This window comes from Kitasatospora sp. MY 5-36 (assembly GCF_001182915.1).
Classification (GTDB): Bacteria; Actinomycetota; Actinomycetes; order Streptomycetales; family Streptomycetaceae; genus Kitasatospora.
The window spans coordinates 1-16,114 of the sequence record NZ_LFVW01000089.1; the positions used below are offsets into that span (position 1 = coordinate 1).

Here is a 16,114-nt window from a genome sequence, read left to right on the forward strand (position 1 = left end):
CGGCCAGCAGGGTCAGCGCGCCGACCGCCAGCCGGCCGGCGCCGCGCACCGCGAACACCGCGACGGCCGCGGCGAGGCCCACCAGGGCCAGCCCGCCGGGCAGTTCGGAGATCCTGCCGCCGGTGACGGACACGTCCAGGGTGCCGGCCCGGCCCTCGGCCCAGGTCCGCCCGACCGCGGTCAGCACCAGCACGGCGCTCAGCACGGTCAGCAGCAGCATGATGCCGAGGGTGCGGCGGCTGGGGGCGGCGGGGGCGGGGGTCTGCTCAGCGGTCACCCGTCCACTATCCCCCGACCGACGCCGGGGTCCGTACCCGGGGTGGGGGAACGGGCCGGCCGGCGAGCCGTCGGGCGGGTCGGCCGGCGGGGTGGGTTACGGCGTGGGGAACCCGTCCGTCCGCAGCACCACCGTGCGGCCGCCGAGCGGCAGGAACAGGTCGTTGCCGAACGGCACCCGCTCCGCCTCCCGGTACACCCCCTCGGGGGACGGCGCGGTGTGCACGGTGCAGACCGCCGCCGCCGGATCGACCACCACGTACAGCGGCACGCCGCTCTCCGCGCAGGCCCGCGCGAAGACGTGGTCACGGCCCGGGTGCGCCACCTCCAGCACCGCCTCGGCGTCCGCGGCCCCGTACCGGCCCCGGGCGGTGCGGGCGGCGCCGGGGGCGACCACCACCAGGTCCGGGGCGAGCGGGCCGTGCGCGGCCGGGAAGTCGATCAGGACCCCGGACAGCACCCGCCCCGCCCCCGCGAGCCCTTCCCGGATCTGGGAGGCCGTCCCGAAAACGGCCTCCCAGCGCAGCTCGTCGTACGGCGCCTCGGGCATCCCGGCCGCCTCCTCACACGTCAGGACAGTTCCGGCGTCCGCAGCGTATTGGCGGTGGCGACCGCCCGCAGCACGGCGGCCGCCTTGTTGCGGCACTCGGTGTCCTCGCCGTGCGGGTCGGAATCGGCGACCACGCCCGCGCCGGCCTGCACGTACGCGGTGCCGTCGCGCAGCACCGCGGTGCGGATCGCGATCGCGGTGTCCGAGTCCCCGGCGAAGTCCAGGTAGCCGACGCAGCCGCCGTACAGGCCGCGGCGGGTGGGCTCCAGCTCCTCGATGATCCGCATCGCCCGCGGCTTGGGCGCGCCGGAGAGGGTGCCGGCCGGGAAGCAGGCGGTCAGCACGTCGAAGGCGGTCCGCCCCGGGGCGACCGTGCCGGTCACCGTCGACACGATGTGCATCACGTGGCTGTAGCGCTCGATGTGCATGAAGTCGACCACCTCGACGCTGCCCGGCTCGCAGACCCGGCCGAGGTCGTTGCGGCCGAGGTCCACCAGCATCAGGTGCTCGGCCCGCTCCTTGGGGTCGGCGAGCAGCTCGGCGGCCAGCTCCGCGTCCTCCTGCGGGGTGTCGCCGCGGTGCCGGGTGCCGGCGATCGGGTGCAGCATCGCCTCGCCGTCGGTGACCTTGACCAGCGCCTCCGGGCTGGAGCCGACCACGTCGAAGCCGCCCTCGGCCCCGCCGTCCGGCCCGGGGAAGCGGAACAGGTACATGTACGGGCTGGGGTTGGTGGTGCGCAGCACCCGGTAGACGTCCAGCGCGGAGGCCGGGCAGGGCGCCTCGAAGCGCTGCGAGGGCACCACCTGGAAGGCCTCGCCGGCCCGGATCCGCTCCTTGATCGTCTCCACCGCGGCCCGGTACGGCTCGCCGCCGAACGGCGAGTGCACCTCGCCGGGGCCGGCCGGGGTGAAGGTGGCCAGGCCCGGGTCGACCGGCTTGGACAGCTCGGCCTCCATCGCGTCCAGCCGGGCCACCGCGTCCGCCCAGGCCTCGTCCGCGCCGCTGGCCAGGTCGTTGTGGTTGACGGCGTTGGCGATCAGCAGCACCGTGCCGTCGACGTGGTCGAGCACCGCGAGGTCGGTGGCGAGCAGCATGGTCAGCTCGGGCAGGCCCAGGTCGTCCGGGTTGAGGTCGGGCAGCTTCTCCAGCCGGCGGACGATGTCGTAGCCGAGGTAGCCGACCAGGCCGCCGGTGAGCGGGGGCAGGCCGTCGTCCTCCAGCCGCGGGGTGTGCAGCGCCTGGAGGGTGGCGCGCAGCACCTCCAGCGGGTCGCCGGCGGTGGGGATGCCGACCGGCGGGGTGCCGAGCCAGCGGGCCCCGCCGTCCGGGCCGACGGTCAGCGCGGCGGCGCTGCGCACCCCGACGAAGGAGTAGCGCGACCAGCTGCGGCCCTGCTCGGCGGACTCCAGCAGGAAGGTGCCGGGCCGCTCCTCGGCGAGGGTGCGGTAGAGGCCGATCGGGGTGAGACCGTCCGCGAGGAGCCTGCGGGTGACCGGGATGACCCGGGTGTCGACGGCGAGCTTGCGGAAGGCTTCGAGATCCATGACGGGCGGCACCTTCTTGAGTTCTTCGAGTGGACTGGGGTCAGGAGAGCGGGAGCACGTCGGCGTCGAAGCAGGTGCGGTCGCCGGTGTGGCAGGCCGCGCCGGTCTGGTCGACCCTGACCAGCAGGGTGTCGCCGTCGCAGTCCAGGGCCACCGACTTGACCGCCTGGACGTGGCCCGAGGTGTCGCCCTTCACCCAGTACTCACGGCGGCTGCGGCTCCAGTAGGTGCAGCGGCCCGTGGTGAGGGTGCGGTGCAGCGCCTCGTCGTCCATCCACCCGAGCATCAGCACCTCGCCGGTGTCGTACTGCTGGGCGATGGCCGGGACCAGCCCGTCCTCGGAGCGCTTGAGCCGCGCGGCGATCTCGGGGGCGAGGGCGGTGCTGCCGGGAGCGGCGGGTGTGGTGGACATGCACCCCATTGTGTCAGCCCGCCCCGCGGCGCCCGCCTCGCTCCCCCGCCGGAGCCACTACGGGTGCAGCTGCCCGGTGAGCTTGGGGCCGCCCTGCTTGTTGCTGGCGGCCAGGGTGCAGGTGTAGTCGCGCCAGCCCTGCTGGTAGTTGGCCATGGCAGGGCCGAACTGGCGGCCGTAGTAGGTCTTTCCGTCGCCCTGGCGGGCCTTGGCGGCGGCTTCGACCTCCTTGCAGCCGTCGCGCATGGCAAGCGCCAGCGGGATGTCGCCGGTGATCCCGTCCGCGAGCTTGAGGTCGGCGATCACCTCGCCGTCGTGGTCGCCGACGCAGGGGCGTTCCTCCGGCTTGGTGATCACCGGGCTCAGCTGCGGGTGGTCGAAGCAGGCGCCGACCGGGAAGAACGCGTACGGCGGCTGCGGCGTGGGCGTGGGGGTGGGTGTCGGCGTCTGGGTGGCCGTGGGAGTCGGCGTGGGCGGCGGCGGCGCGGCGGCCGGCTTCTTGTCGTCCGGCCACAGCACCGCGGTGGCCACCACCGCGAGCAGGACGACCAGCACGGCGGCAACGGTGAGGACCAGGCCGCGGGACGGGCGGGAGCCGACTGCGGACGGCGGCTGCTCGGAGGTCATGGCCACGAGGATGGCCCACCCGACCCCCACCTGGCAGCCGCTTCGCCAAACTCGCCCCGTACGGGCGGCCCGCCGGGACCTGAAGGTCGGTAGACCCGCCATCCGAGACCGGCTCACCAACCGGCTGCACCCTGGGGTGACGCCGCAGGAAACCTATCGTGGATAGAGGAAATTCAAATAAAAGAAAATTGTTTCTTCCGACCCCTTCCCACGCAGGGGAAGGGGTCGGAAGAAACAAAGAATCCCCGAGAGAAAAGCTTCCCGCGCCTCGCTGCCTCGCCCCGACGGCGAGGCGGCGAGGCCCTTGCCCCACGCGGCCGGATGGAGGGCGAACCCGATGGTCGCGGCCTGTTGTGGCTCGGTGGCCAGCCGCGCGTAGCCGATCAGCCGGTGTTCACCGCGCCGGGTGACGGTGAGGCAGTACTCGGTGCGCGGGGTGGCGCGCGCGGAGTCGATGGACCGGGCGGTGATCGCTTCGACCTGTTCACGGGTGCGGGGTTCGAAGCTGAGGTGCCGGGTGCCCCAGGTTGGGGGCAACCCCTCACGAGTTCGAATCTCGTATCCTCCGCCTTCACGAAGGCCCCGACCGGTTCGCTGATCGGGGCCTTCGTCGTTCCGCGATTGCCGTGCCGGGGCCCGGGGTCACGCCTCCGCGACGGCTTCGAGCGGCTTCAGGGCGGCTGCCCGGCGGGCCGGTACGGCGGCGGCGAGAGCGCCGACCGCGAGGGACAGCAGGCAGACGAGGAGCAGGGTCCCCCAGGGCAGCGCCAGGGAGTACTGCTTCACCGCGCCGTTGGCCAACGCTCCGACGGCCCAAGCGCCGAACAGGCCGCCGGCCAGGCCGAGCAGGGTGCCGAAGCCCGCGACGGTCACCGCTTCCAGGCGGATCATCCGCCGGACGCCCGCGCGGTCCATGCCGATGGCGCGCAGTACACCGATCTCGCGGGTTCGTTCGGCGACCGAGATGGCCAGGGTGTTCACGATGCCGAGCCCCGCGATCACGACGCCGATGGCGAGCAGCCCGTACATCAGGGTCAGCAGGTTGCCCATGGTGCCCGCGGCCTCGCGGACGAGCGCGGGCCGGTCCTGCACCTTCAGCAGCGGGTTGTTGCCGACGGCGGCACGCAGCCGGTCCTCGGTGGCGGGGGAGACCGAGCCGGGGTCGGTGCGGACCAGGATCCGCTGGACGGAGTCCGGCAGGAAGCCGTCCTGCTGCACCTCGGCGCGGGCGCCGAGGGCGTCGTGGGCGGTGGGATTGTCCTGGTAGACGCCCACGACGGTGTACTTGGCGAAGGTCCGGCTCCGGCCGATGGTGGCGTCGACCTGGCTGCCGGTGCTCAGGCCGCTCTCCCGGGCGATGGTGCTGGAGACGGCGATCCGGCCGGGCCCGAGGTCCTTCGCGGAGCCGCTGAGGAAGTCGAGCCTCATGACGTCGTCCACGGAGTCGGGGTCGACACCGGAGATGTCACGGACCCGGCCGCCGATGAACAGGACGGAGTCCGCGACGGCGCTCGCGGCCCGCACCCCGGCGGTGTGGGCGACTCGCTGGACGGCGGCCGGGTCGACGCCGGTCGTGGTGGTGCGGGTGCTGATCACGTATTCGGCGCCGAGGCCGGCCGCGGCCTGACGGTCGAGCGCCTGCCCGGTGGAGTTGCCGATGACGGCGAGGCCGGTCACCAGCGCGGTGCTGACCAGCAGGGTGGCGGCGGTGGCGGCGGTGCGCCGCGGGTCGCGCAGCGCGTTCTGCTGTGCGAGGTGACCGGTGATCCCGGAACGGCCGGTCAGGCGGCCGATCAGCCGGATCGCCGGGACCACGAGTAGCGGCGCCAGCACGATCAGGGCGAGGACGAGGACGCCGCAGCCGAGCATCGCGCCGCGCAGGTTCCCCTCCGAGGCGTCCTTCGCGCCGGTGAGCGGGACGAGCAGGCCGACGCCCAGGGCGAGAAGGGCGAGCCCCGCGACGGCGCGGACGCGGAACCGGCCGGCGGGCGGCTGCTGCGCCGTACGCAACGCCTCGACGGGCGCGACGCGTGCGGCCTTGCGAGCAGGCAGCCAGGCGGCGAGCACGGTGACCCCCACCCCGACGCCGAGCGCCGCCAGGACGGGGCGCGGGCCGATGACCAGCGGGCCGTCGGGCAGCAGGTCCCCGCCGGTGCTCAGCAGGCCGGGCAGGACGGCGGCGATGCCGAGGCCGAGGACGAACCCGGCCGCCGAGGCGGCGAGCCCGACCAGGACGGCCTCCACGAGGACGGACCGGACCACCTGACGGCGTGAGGCTCCGATCGCCCGGAGCAGCGCGATCTCCCGGGTGCGCCGGGTGACGAGCATGGTGAAGGTGTTGATGACCAGGAAGGACCCGATGAACAGCGCGATTCCGGCGAAGACCGTCGGCATCTTCTGGTAGCCCCGCGTCAGGGTGCCGACGTAGACCGCCTGCTGGGCGGCCCGGGCGGCGGCGGTGGTGACCTCGGCCCTGTCGGGCGGGAGCACGGTGGCGACCCGCCGGGCGAGTTCGGACTGGCCGGTGCCGGCCGCGGCGGACAGGTCGATCGCGGTGTAGTGGCCCGAAGTGGCGAACAGTCGCTGGGCGGTCGCCCGGTCGAACAGGACGAGGGTGCCGCCCGCGAGCACCCGGGTGTCCGTGGTGGTGACGATGCCGACGAGCCGCATGGTCATGGCCGGGCCGTCGGTGGCCAGCGTGACCGAGTCACCGACGTGCAAGTGCCCCGCGGCAGCGGTGCCGCTGTCCACGGCGATCTCGTCGCCGCCCGCCGGGGCACGGCCTGCGGCGAGGGGGTGGCGGCGGTCCTCGCCGTCGGGGCCGGGTACGTAGGCGGCGGCCGGGTTCGCGCCCGGCCTGACCCGCAACGGGGTACCGTCCGCCGCGTTCAGGGCGGCCCGGCCGTCGACGGACGGCCGCACGGCGGCGACACCGGGGACGGCGGCCAGTCGCCGGGCGAGCGCGTCGTCGAGGACGCTGTCCGGCTGGTCCGCGGCGGCCCCTGCCGGGGCCTGTCGTGCGGTGACGGTGACCGCGATGTCGGCGAAGTTCCTCGACGCGGCGGCGCGGTAGGCGGCCGCGGCCGAGTCCGCGAAGACGAGGGTGCCGCTGGCGAATGCGACACCCAGGCAGACCGCGAGGACGGTCATGGCCAGTCGGGCCTTGTGCGCCAGGACGTTGCGCACGGCTGTTCTCAGCATGGGTTCGGCTTCCGGGGGCGTGGGAGGGACGGGGCATGGGAGCGGCGGGGCATGGGAGGGACAGGGATGTGCGGGCGCGGGTCAGCTGGTGCGGGCGCGGGTGTCGAAGCGCTTCATGACGTCGAGGACCCGGTCCGGGGTGGGGCGGGTCGTCTCGTCGACAAGCCGTCCGTCGGAGAGGAACACCACGCGGTCGGCGTAGCCGGCGGCGACGGGGTCGTGGGTGACCATGACCACGGTCTGGCCGAGTTCGCGCACCGAGTCGCGCAGGAAGCCGAGGACCTCGGCGCCGGAGCGGGAGTCGAGGTTGCCGGTGGGCTCGTCGCCGAAGACGATCGCGGGCCGCGAAGCGAGGGCGCGGGCGACCGCGACGCGCTGCTGCTGACCGCCGGACAGCTGCGCGGGCCGGTGGTCCAGGCGCCCGGAGAGGCCGACCATGGAGACCACGCGGTCCAGCCACTGCCGGTCGGGGTGGTGGCCGGCGATGCTCAGCGGCAGCGTGATGTTCTCCAGCGCGGTCAGCGTCGGCAGCAGGTTGAACGCCTGGAAGACGAAGCCGATCCGGTCGCGGCGCAGCCGGGTCAGCGGCCGGTCGCGCAAGGAGCCCAGCTCGGTGGTGCCGATGCGGACGCCGCCGGAGGTGGGGGTGTCGAGCCCGGCGGCGCAGTGCATCAGAGTGGACTTGCCGCAGCCGGAGGGGCCCATGATCGCGGTGAACTCGCTCTCCCGGAAGCCGATGCTGACCCGGTCCAGGGCCACGACCCGGGTGTCGCCGCTGCCGTAGACCTTCGTCAGGTCGGTGGTGGCGGCCGCGATCCCGGGGGCCGGGTCCGGCGGGTACGGGGTGAGGGGGACGGTGGTCACGGGGACTCCTCTTCGGTGCGGACGGTGCACTTCGAAGGGTGTCCGGGCGACGTATCGGGACCCGCGCCGGCGTGTATCGGCGTCCGCTCCGCTTCGTAGCGGTTCCGCGGAGCCGGGCGGTCAGGCCGGCAGGCGCAGAGTGGCGACGGCCCCACCGTCCGGGGCGTTGTCCAGGTGAAGCTCGGCACCGAGCAGCCGAGCCTGTCCGAGGGCAATGGTCAGGCCCAGGCCGTGGCCCGAACCGCGCTCGGCGGCGCCGCTGTGGAAGCGACGCGGGCCGTGGAGCAGCAGGTCCGCCGGGAAGCCGAGGCCGTGGTCGCGCACCACGACGGTGCGGCCCTCGACGGTGACCCGCACCGGGGCCCGTCCGTGGCGGTGGGCGTTGACGACGAGGTTGCTGACGATCCGTTCCAGGCGGCGCGGGTCGGTCTCCACGGTCGTGGCGTCCTCCGAGCGGTGCGCGTCCTCCGAGCGGTGCGCGTCCTCCGGGCCGTGCGCGGCGGCCGGGCCGTGCGCGGCGGCGACGGTGACCTCGGCGTCGAGGCCGGTGCGCGCCACGGCATCGGCGACGACCTCGCCGAGCGGAACCCGGGCGCGGACCGGCTGCTCGGCCCCGGCGTCCAGGCGGGAGATCTCGAGGAGGTCCTCGACCAGGGCACGCAGGTCGCGCACCCTGGCGCGGAGCAGGTCCTCGGTCTCGCCGGGCGGCAGCAGGTCGGCGGTGGCCAGCAGGCCGCCGACGGGTGTGCGCAGCTCGTGAGCCACGTCCGCGGTGAACTGGCGCTCGGTGCGCAGCCGCCGGCCGAGGCTGTCGGCCATGAGGTCGACGGTGGCCGCGATGTCGGCGACCTCGTCGTTGCCCCCGGTGGGCCCGGTCCGGGCATCGAGGTCACCGGCGGAGATCCGGACCGCGGTTTCGGAGACCTGCCGCAGCCGACGGGCGACCAGCCCGGCGCCGTAGACGGCCAGAGGCGTGGCCGCCGCGAGCGCGACCAGCGACGCGACGGTCATGGTCAGGTCGAGCCGGTGCAGTCCGTAGAGTTGCGGGCCCGTGTTGACCCGGACGGCGAGGACCGGGCTGCCGGGGCCGGCGGTTCGCTGGGCGGCCCAGACGCTCGGCCCGAGGGGTCCGTCGACCCGCCCGTCGTGGACCGTGTGCCGGGCGTCGTCGGCCGGGTGGCGCAGCTCGGCGGGCAGCTCGGCCGGGTCGAGTTCGGCTCCGTCCGCCAGGGTTCCGGTGCGTCGGTAGACGTCCATGGCCGAGTACACGGCGTTGAAGGCCTGCGCCTCGGCCCGGCTCCGGATGTCGCGGGCGGTCCACAGGTGCACGAGCACGCCCACCGCCGCCACGACCAGGCAGGCCGTGGCCGCCGCCAGCGCGGCGATCTTCCACCGCAGGGACGCCCGGGCCGGCCGCGGCCGGCGGAACCCGCGCACCGGGCTCAGCGCCTGAACTTGTAGCCGAAGCCGCGGACCGTCTCGATCCGCTCCCGCCCCAGCTTCCTGCGCAGCCGCTGCACGCACAGGTCCACGACCCGGCTGTCGCCGTCCCAGCCGTAGTCCCAGACGTTGCGCAGCAGGGTGTGCCGCTCCAGAACCACGCCCGGGTGTGCGGCGAACTCCAGGAGCAGCTTCAGCTCGGTCGGGGTGAGCGCCACCGGTTCTCCGGCGACGGCCACCTCCAGTCCGGCGGTGTCGAGGCGCAGGTCCCCGAACACCAGCACCTCCCCGTCGGCGGGCGGCGCCCCGGCAGTGACGCGCTCGGGCTGAGAGGCGGCGGACGGCGTGTAGGTGGCCCGCCGCAGCAACGAGCGGATGCGTGCGACCAGCACGTAGGTGTCCACGGGCTTGACCACGTAGTCGTCCGCCCCGGCCTCCAGGCCGGCGACGACGTCGAGCCCGTCGCCACGGGCGGACATCATCAGGACGGGTACCAGGCTGGTCTCCCGGACTCTCCTGCACAGGCCGATCCCGTCCAGCCCAGGCAGCATCACGTCGAGGATCAGCAGGTCGAAACTCCCGTCACGGAAGATCTCCAGCCCGCTCAGACCGTCGGCGGCGGCCGCCATCTCGTAGCCGTAACGTTCCAGCGCGACCGTGAAGGACCGGCGCATCAGATCGTCGTCCTCCACCAGCAGCACGCGGACCGGGCGCGAGGAAGCCCCAGCCGGGGCGGAAGATGACACGGGCGGATGCTCCTGTTCGAACGGTCCGGTGACCAGCCGACTGCCCACGGGACGGCAGCCACAAGGGGACGATACGGCAGGCACCGAACACGCCCCCGGCGCGCGGCAGGACCTGCGACGCCATTCCCACACCCCCTCTCCTACACGAAACCCCAGGTCATCCCAGGTGCGATCGGCCCGACCACCGAAAGGGGCCGCCGTGCTCCCGCCCCCTGTCCGCCCCTTCGCAGGGACCGGCGCGCCCATTCGATGGACAACCAAGCGCTCCCTGATACCCACCCGATACAGAACCCCGTCAGCCCCGGCGACACTCTCCCGACCACGACCCGGGAGGAGTCGGCCGGCTGCCCGACCGACGGCTCCGTGGTCTCGGTTCGGGCTTCCGTCCCGCCAGGGCGGCTTGATCCTCCGGGTGCGCGGGGCGACCGCACGCGTGGTGTCGGGCCCGTCGCGGTTGCGGGGCCGGGCCCGGGGTGCCTCAATGGCCCCGGCGGCGACCGCCGCCTGCGGGTGAGGAGGGCGGACATGCCACGGGTCGCGGTGAACGGCGTCGAGCTCCTCTACGAGGTGGACGGGGACGGCGAGCCGCTGGTCCTGGTGCACGGCTCGTGGGGCGACCACGGCAGCTGGGGGCCGGTACTGCCCGCCCTCGCGCCGAGGTTCCGGGTCCTCGCGGGCGAAGCCGGCGGTACCAGGAGCACAGCGAGACCTGCTCCATGCGGTGTTCGGAGGGCCCGCATCCGAACGGGTCGGCGGTGCGCCGCAACCGACCGGGCCCGGTGGGCAGATGAGCCCATAGGCTTCCACCATGTCGAACCACGCCCTCGCCGAACGCCACCGGCTCGCCCAACTCCTCACCGCTGCCGGGCCGGACGCCCCCACCCTCTGTGAGGGGTGGACGACCCGGGATCTGGCCGCGCATCTGGTGGTCCGGGAGCGGCGGCCCGATGCGGCGGCGGGGATCCGGGTCGGGGCGCTGGCCGGCTGGACGCGGCGGGTGCAGGACGGGTACGCCGAGCGGCCGTACGAGGAGCTGGTGCGGCTGTTCCGGGCCGGGCCTCCGGTCTACTCGCCGTTCGCCCTGCCCGGCGCCGACGAGGCGGCGAACACCGTCGAGTACTTCGTCCACGCCGAGGACGTGCTGCGCGCGGCCGACGACTGGACCCCGCAGCCGGTCCCGCCCGGCCGCGCCGAGGCCCTCTGGCGGCGCCTCCCCATGATCGCCCGCCTGGAGGCCGGCCGCCGCTCCCCCATCCGGCTGGCGCTCGTCCACCCCGACGGCCGCTCCCTCACCGTCGGCCCCGCCGGCTCCCCCACCGTCCGCCTCACCGGCGAACCCGCCGAGCTCGTGCTCTTCACCTACGGCCGCGGCGCCCGGACCACCCTCACCGTCGACGGCGACCCCGACGCCCTCGAAGCCCTCCGCCACGTCCTGCCGCTGCCCCCGAAGTAGCAGAGGGGCGGAAGCCGATGTGGCCTCTCGGCATGCCGAGGGGCGACGCTCGCGGGCGGGACCGCGGGCGTGGGCGGTCAGCTTCCGGGGCGGCCCTTGGAGATGAAGAGCTGGACGGGGGTGTCCGTCGCCGTGGTGTGCCCGGGCAGGGGCGCGGAGTTGATGACCGAGCCGGCGGGCAGCTTCCAGTCGGTGAGTTCGTGGACCTCGTAGTGCAGTCCGGCCGCGTCGAGCAGCCGGGTGGCGGCGTCCCGGGTCAGGCCGGCGACCGGGGGGACGGTCACGGTCGTGGCGCCGGGTGCGGGCGGGGCGACGGGGGACGGGGTGCCTTTGGTCGCGGAAAGGGAGGAAGGGGAGGCGGAGGGGGACGGGGGCGCGGAGTGGACGGCCGGGGCCGGCGCGGTCCCGGCCGGGCGGTCGCCGCCGCTCGGCGATCCGGGCAGGAGCAGGGCCGCGCCCGTGGCGATGACGGCCACCGCCGCCACGGCCGCGGCCCCGGTGAGGGCGGTGCGCCGGCGGACCGTGCGCCGGATTCCGGCGGCGTCGATCACGGGGGTGGCGGTGGTGTCGGCGAACGCGGTCATGGCGGCGAGGAGTTCCTTGTCGAAGTCGGAGTCGGGGTCGGGGCCTGGGGTGGGGACGGGGTCCTGGGGCGGGAAGCGGATCATCACGCACCTTCACGCGGGGTCGACGACGCGGACGGGGCGTCCTGCCGGGGCAGCGCGGCCCGCAGTTTCGCGAGCCCGCGGGAGAGTTGCGAGCGCACGGCGCCCGGGGAGATGTCGAGGGTCTGCGCGATCTCCCGGTCCCCCAGGTCGTGGAGGTAGTACAGGACGACCACGGTGCGCATCCCCATCGGCAGGGTGTGCAGCGCCGCGACGAGTTCGGCGCGCAGTTCCACCGACCGGTAGGCGTCGCGGGGGTCGGGGTGTTCGACGGCGGGCTCCGGCGCGGGGCGCTCGCCCGAGCGGTGCAGGCGCCGCCAGCGGTCGTTGGCCAGGTTCACGAGGATCCGGCGCACGTACGCCTCGGGCACCTCGGCGCGCGCGACCCGCCGCCAGTGTCGGCAGGCCCGTTCCAGTGCCTCCTGGACGAGGTCCTCCGCGGTGTGGGCGTCGCCGGTGAGCACGTACGCCGTGCGGAACAGCGCGCCCGAACGCTGTTCCACGAACTCGACGAAGTCGATCCCGGGACTGCCCCTGCGCAGCCTCACCCGTGGCCTCACTCTCTGCCGCCGTCTTTTCCACCCTCTTGACGGCGCCCGCCCGCCGGCTGCTGCACGGCGGGCTGGGAAGTGACGCGGCTCACAGCGGGCCCCGGCGGCCTCCCCCGGCTGCGGATGTCAGACCCCGGGTGCAGACTCGCAGGTGGCCGGGGTCCGACCCGGGCACGCCCGGCCGTCCCCTCTGTCGAAGGGCACCCCGCACATGCTCACCCCCGACTTCCCCATCGGCTCGCCCTGTTGGATCGACCTGGGCAGCCCGGACATCCCCGCCACCGCCGGGTTCTACAACAAGGTGTTCGGCTGGACGTTCCTGGAGATCCCCGGGACCGGCGGCTACGGGTTCGTCCAGCTGGACGGCAGGACCGTCGGCGCCATCGGCCACCTCGACCAGGGCGCGCGGTCCGCGTGGACGACGTACTTTCGCACCGCCGACGCGGACGCCACCGCCAAGGCGGCCGAGCAGGCCGGCGCCGGCGTCCGGGTGCCGCCGTCGGACGTCATGCAGGAGGGCCGGTTCGCCGCGCTCACCGACCCGCAGGGCGCCGATTTCGCCGTCTGGCAGGCGGGGAGCACCAAGGGGCTGGACGCGGTGTCCGAGGAGGGCGCGCTGGTCTGGGCCGAGCTGCACACCTCCGCCCCGGACGTCGCCTTCGCCTTCTACGAGAAGCTGTTCGGCTGGCGGGTGGAGAACTTCGAGCCGTCGCCGGGGATGAGCTACCGGGTGGTCTCCACCGCCGAGGGCGACCAGCAGGCGACCAGCTTCGGCGGCATCGCGCCGACCATGGCCCCGGCGCAGCCGTCCGCCTGGACGCCGTACTTCGCGACCGCGGACGTGGACGCGCGGGTGGCCAAGGCGACGGCGGCCGGCGGCTCGGTGCTGATGGGGCCCGAGAACGTGAAGAACGTCGGCCGGATCGCGTGGGTCGCGGACCCGAACGGCGCCCCCTTCGCGCTGATCAAGGGCGACCCGAACCAGGCCTGAGCGAACCACCACGTACCAGGCCTGAGCACAACAGCCGCGGTGCTTGTTCACGAACGCAAACGCGAACGCGAACGCGAACAAGCACCGCGAAAAACTCACCGCACCGGGTGCCCGGCCTCCCGCAGCGCGCCCTTGACCTCGCCGATCCGCAGGTCCCCGAAGTGGAACACGCTGGCGGCCAGCACCGCGTCCGCGCCCGCGTCGACGGCCGGTGCGAAGTCCGCGAGCTTGCCCGCGCCGCCGGAGGCGATCACCGGCACCGAGACGCTCTTGCGCACGGCCCGGATCAGCTCCAGGTCGTAGCCGTCCTTGGTGCCGTCCGCGTCCATCGAGTTGAGCAGGATCTCGCCCGCGCCGAGTTCGGCGGCGCGGCCCGCCCAGGCGACGGCGTCGAGCCCGGTGCCCTGCCGCCCGCCGTGGGTGGTGACCTCGAAGCCGGACTCGGTCTCCGTCCCGGGCGGGCAGCGCCGGGCGTCCACCGAGAGCACCAGGACCTGCCGTCCGAACCGCTGGGCGATCTCGCGGACCAGCTCCGGCCGGGCGATGGCCGCGGTGTTGACGCCGACCTTGTCGGCGCCGGCCCGCAGCAGCTTGTCGACGTCCTCGACGGCCCGGATGCCGCCGCCCACCGTGAGCGGGATGAAGACCTGTTCGGCGGTGCGGCGGACCACGTCGTAGGTGGTCTCCCGGTCGCCGGAGGAGGCGGTGATGTCGAGGAAGGTCAGCTCGTCGGCGCCTTCGGCGTCGTAGAGCTTGGCCATCTCGACCGGGTCGCCGGCGTCGCGCAGGTTCTGGAAGTTGACGCCCTTGACCACCCGCCCGGCGTCCACGTCCAGGCAGGGGATGACACGTACTGCGAGGGTCACGGCTGTTCGCCTTCCACAACTTCCAGGGCTTCCGAGGCTTCCGGGACGTCCGAAACTTCCGGGGCGTCCGGGATTTCCGGGGCTTCCAGGGTCTTTGCCAGTCCGGACCGGTACGCGTCGAGTTCGACCTCGACCAGCATCCGGGAGTCGATCAGCCCGTCGACCACCACCATGGTGGCCACCGGGCGTGCGGCGTCGAAGAGTTCGCGGTGGGCGCGGCCCACCTCCTCGGCGTCGCGGACGTGGGTGATGTACATCCGGGTGCGGACCACGTCGTCGGTGGTCAGACCGTACGCGGCCAGGGCGGTGAGCCCGACGCCGAACGCGGCGAGGGTCTGCCGGTACGGGTCGCCCTCGTGCTCGATCCGGCCGTCCACCCAGGCGGTGGAGCCGGCCACGTGCACGTGGTCGCCCGCGGCGACGGCCCGGGAGTAGCCGAACTCGTCCTCCCACGGGGAGAATCCGCCGACCCGACCGGCCACGACCTGCCCGGCCTCGCCCCGACCGGCTACGACCTGCCCGCGTACGATCCGACCGTCCGTCATCCTGAAACCGCCTCCAGGGCCTCTTCGAGGGTGAACTTCTGCTCGTAGAGTGCCTTGCCCACGATGGCGCCCTCGACACCCTCGCCCACGAGCGAGGCGATGGCGCGCAGGTCGTCGAGCGAGGAGACGCCGCCGGAGGCGACCACGGGCCGGTCGGTCGCGGCGCAGACGTCGCGCAGCAGCTGGAGGTTGGGACCGGTCAGGGTGCCGTCCCGGTTGACGTCGGTGACGACGTAGCGGGCGCAGCCCTCCGCGTTCAGCCGGGCCAGCACGTCGAAGAGCTGGCCGCCGTCGCGGGTCCAGCCGCGGCCACGCAGGGTGGTGCCGACCACGTCCAGGCCGACGGCGATCTTGTCGCCGTGCTCGGCGATGGCCTTGGCGACCCACTCCGGGGCCTCCAGGGCGGCGGTGCCGAGGTTGACCCGGGTGCAGCCGGTGGCGAGCGCGCGGGCGAGCGACTCGTCGTCGCGGATGCCGCCGGACAGCTCGACCTTGACGTCCAGCTGTCCGGTGACCTCGCGCAGCAGCTCGTAGTTGCTGCCGGTGCCGAAGGCGGCGTCGAGGTCGACCAGGTGCAGCCACTCGGCGCCGGCGTTCTGCCAGGCGAGGGCGGCGGCGAGCGGCTCGCCGAAGGAGGTCTCGGTGCCGGAGGCGCCCTTGACCAGGCGGACGGCCTGGCCGTCACGGACGTCGACGGCGGGCAGCAGTTCGAGGCTCATCAGAGATCCAACTCTCAGAAAGTCAGAGGGTGTTGACCCAGTTGGTCAGCAGGGCGGCGCCGGCGTCGCCGGACTTCTCGGGGTGGAACTGGGTGGCCCACAGCGGGCCGTTCTCGACGGCCGCGACGAACGGCTGCCCGTGGGTGGCCCAGGTGACCAGCGGCGGGTTGATCCGCGCGCTGTGGGTCTCCAGCTCCCAGTGCCGCACCCCGTAGGAGTGCACGAAGTAGAAGCGGGTCTCCGGGTCGAGGCCGGCGAACATCCGGCTGCCCTCGGGGACGTCCACGGTGTTCCAGCCCATGTGCGGGACGACGGGGGCCTCCAGCGGCTCGACGACGCCCGGCCACTCGTCGCAGCCGGCCGTCTCCACGCCGTGCTCGACCCCCTTCTCGAAGAGGATCTGCATGCCGACGCAGATGCCCATGACCGGCCGGCCCCCGGCGAGCCGGCGGCCGATGATCCAGTCCCCGCGGACGGACTTGAGCCCGCGCATGCAGGCCTCGTAGGCGCCCACGCCGGGGACGAGCAGGCCGTCCGCGGCCATCGCGGTGTCGTAGTCGGAGCTGACCGTGACGTCCGCCCCGGTCCGCTCCAGGGCGCGCTGCGCGGAGCGGAGGTTGCCGGAGCCGTAGTCGAGGACGACGACGTTCTTGCCCATGTTCAG

Annotated in this window: 18 protein-coding genes; 2 read left to right on the forward strand and 16 right to left on the reverse strand. The window is 74.0% G+C overall.

What is annotated here, in order from left to right:
* From AE652_RS07300 to cseB, 10 genes are all read right to left on the reverse strand, one after another.
* Window positions 1-277: Trp biosynthesis-associated membrane protein (locus AE652_RS07300; RefSeq protein WP_049650354.1), on the reverse strand; the 277-nt coding region annotated here is incomplete at its 3' end.
* A 96-nt stretch (window positions 278-373) separates the two neighbouring features.
* Entirely contained in the window at window positions 374-826 is a 453-nt protein-coding gene (locus tag AE652_RS44875; protein WP_053111997.1) for a Uma2 family endonuclease, read from the reverse strand.
* 20 nt (window positions 827-846) lie between these two features.
* Window positions 847-2,370, reverse strand: a complete 1,524-nt coding sequence (locus AE652_RS07305; RefSeq protein WP_049650355.1) for an anthranilate synthase component I — start codon at window positions 2,368-2,370, stop codon at window positions 847-849.
* Window positions 2,371-2,410: 40 nt separating this feature from the next.
* Entirely contained in the window at window positions 2,411-2,782 is a 372-nt protein-coding gene (hisI, locus tag AE652_RS07310; RefSeq protein ID WP_049650356.1) for a phosphoribosyl-AMP cyclohydrolase, read from the reverse strand.
* Window positions 2,783-2,839: 57 nt separating this feature from the next.
* On the reverse strand, window positions 2,840-3,409 hold the full coding sequence (locus AE652_RS46230) for a hypothetical protein (RefSeq protein ID WP_159028385.1): 570 nt from the start codon (window positions 3,407-3,409) through the stop codon (window positions 2,840-2,842).
* A 153-nt stretch (window positions 3,410-3,562) separates the two neighbouring features.
* On the reverse strand, window positions 3,563-3,946 hold the full coding sequence (locus AE652_RS44890; protein ID WP_234348267.1) for a GNAT family N-acetyltransferase: 384 nt from the start codon (window positions 3,944-3,946) through the stop codon (window positions 3,563-3,565).
* A 105-nt stretch (window positions 3,947-4,051) separates the two neighbouring features.
* The gene (locus AE652_RS07320) at window positions 4,052-6,610 is read right to left on the reverse strand and encodes an ABC transporter permease (protein ID WP_049650358.1); all 2,559 of its coding nucleotides are present in this window, start codon (window positions 6,608-6,610) and stop codon (window positions 4,052-4,054) included.
* Between the two features lie 81 nt (window positions 6,611-6,691).
* The gene (locus AE652_RS07325; RefSeq protein WP_049650378.1) at window positions 6,692-7,426 is read right to left on the reverse strand and encodes an ABC transporter ATP-binding protein; all 735 of its coding nucleotides are present in this window, start codon (window positions 7,424-7,426) and stop codon (window positions 6,692-6,694) included.
* A gap of 168 nt (window positions 7,427-7,594) precedes the next feature.
* Window positions 7,595-8,911: a HAMP domain-containing sensor histidine kinase gene (locus tag AE652_RS07330; protein WP_049650359.1), complete on the reverse strand. Its 1,317-nt coding sequence runs from the start codon at window positions 8,909-8,911 to the stop codon at window positions 7,595-7,597.
* A gap of 5 nt (window positions 8,912-8,916) precedes the next feature.
* On the reverse strand, window positions 8,917-9,588 hold the full coding sequence (cseB, locus tag AE652_RS07335; RefSeq protein WP_234348271.1) for a two-component system response regulator CseB: 672 nt from the start codon (window positions 9,586-9,588) through the stop codon (window positions 8,917-8,919).
* Between the two features lie 880 nt (window positions 9,589-10,468).
* Between cseB and AE652_RS07340 the strand changes: the two genes are divergently transcribed.
* Window positions 10,469-11,113: a TIGR03085 family metal-binding protein gene (locus AE652_RS07340; RefSeq protein ID WP_049650361.1), complete on the forward strand. Its 645-nt coding sequence runs from the start codon at window positions 10,469-10,471 to the stop codon at window positions 11,111-11,113.
* Between the two features lie 77 nt (window positions 11,114-11,190).
* Here AE652_RS07340 and AE652_RS49160 read toward each other — a convergent pair whose 3' ends face one another.
* Window positions 11,191-11,781 carry a PASTA domain-containing protein gene (locus AE652_RS49160; RefSeq protein ID WP_049650362.1) on the reverse strand — a complete coding sequence of 197 codons (591 nt, stop codon included), beginning with the start codon at window positions 11,779-11,781 and terminating at the stop codon, window positions 11,191-11,193.
* Window positions 11,781-12,320: a SigE family RNA polymerase sigma factor gene (locus tag AE652_RS07350; RefSeq protein ID WP_255357401.1), complete on the reverse strand. Its 540-nt coding sequence runs from the start codon at window positions 12,318-12,320 to the stop codon at window positions 11,781-11,783. Before AE652_RS07350 ends, AE652_RS49160 begins: the two co-directional genes overlap by 1 nt.
* Window positions 12,321-12,540: 220 nt before the next feature.
* Between AE652_RS07350 and AE652_RS07355 the strand changes: the two genes are divergently transcribed.
* Entirely contained in the window at window positions 12,541-13,320 is a 780-nt protein-coding gene (locus AE652_RS07355; protein WP_049650363.1) for a VOC family protein, read from the forward strand.
* A 95-nt stretch (window positions 13,321-13,415) separates the two neighbouring features.
* Here AE652_RS07355 and hisF read toward each other — a convergent pair whose 3' ends face one another.
* From hisF to hisH, 4 genes are read right to left on the reverse strand one after another with little or no spacing between them, the layout of a single operon-like run.
* Entirely contained in the window at window positions 13,416-14,186 is a 771-nt protein-coding gene (gene hisF / locus AE652_RS07360) for an imidazole glycerol phosphate synthase subunit HisF (RefSeq protein WP_049650364.1), read from the reverse strand.
* Entirely contained in the window at window positions 14,183-14,731 is a 549-nt protein-coding gene (locus AE652_RS07365) for a RidA family protein (RefSeq protein WP_063780090.1), read from the reverse strand. The genes hisF and AE652_RS07365 overlap by 4 nt, the downstream gene beginning before the upstream one ends.
* Entirely contained in the window at window positions 14,728-15,453 is a 726-nt protein-coding gene (gene priA / locus AE652_RS07370; RefSeq protein WP_107086387.1) for a bifunctional 1-(5-phosphoribosyl)-5-((5-phosphoribosylamino)methylideneamino)imidazole-4-carboxamide isomerase/phosphoribosylanthranilate isomerase PriA, read from the reverse strand. Before priA ends, AE652_RS07365 begins: the two co-directional genes overlap by 4 nt.
* Window positions 15,454-15,472: 19 nt before the next feature.
* Complete coding sequence (gene hisH, locus AE652_RS07375; protein WP_049650366.1) at window positions 15,473-16,108, reverse strand: imidazole glycerol phosphate synthase subunit HisH; 636 nt, start codon at window positions 16,106-16,108, stop codon at window positions 15,473-15,475.
* Window positions 16,109-16,114 lie beyond the last annotated feature (6 nt).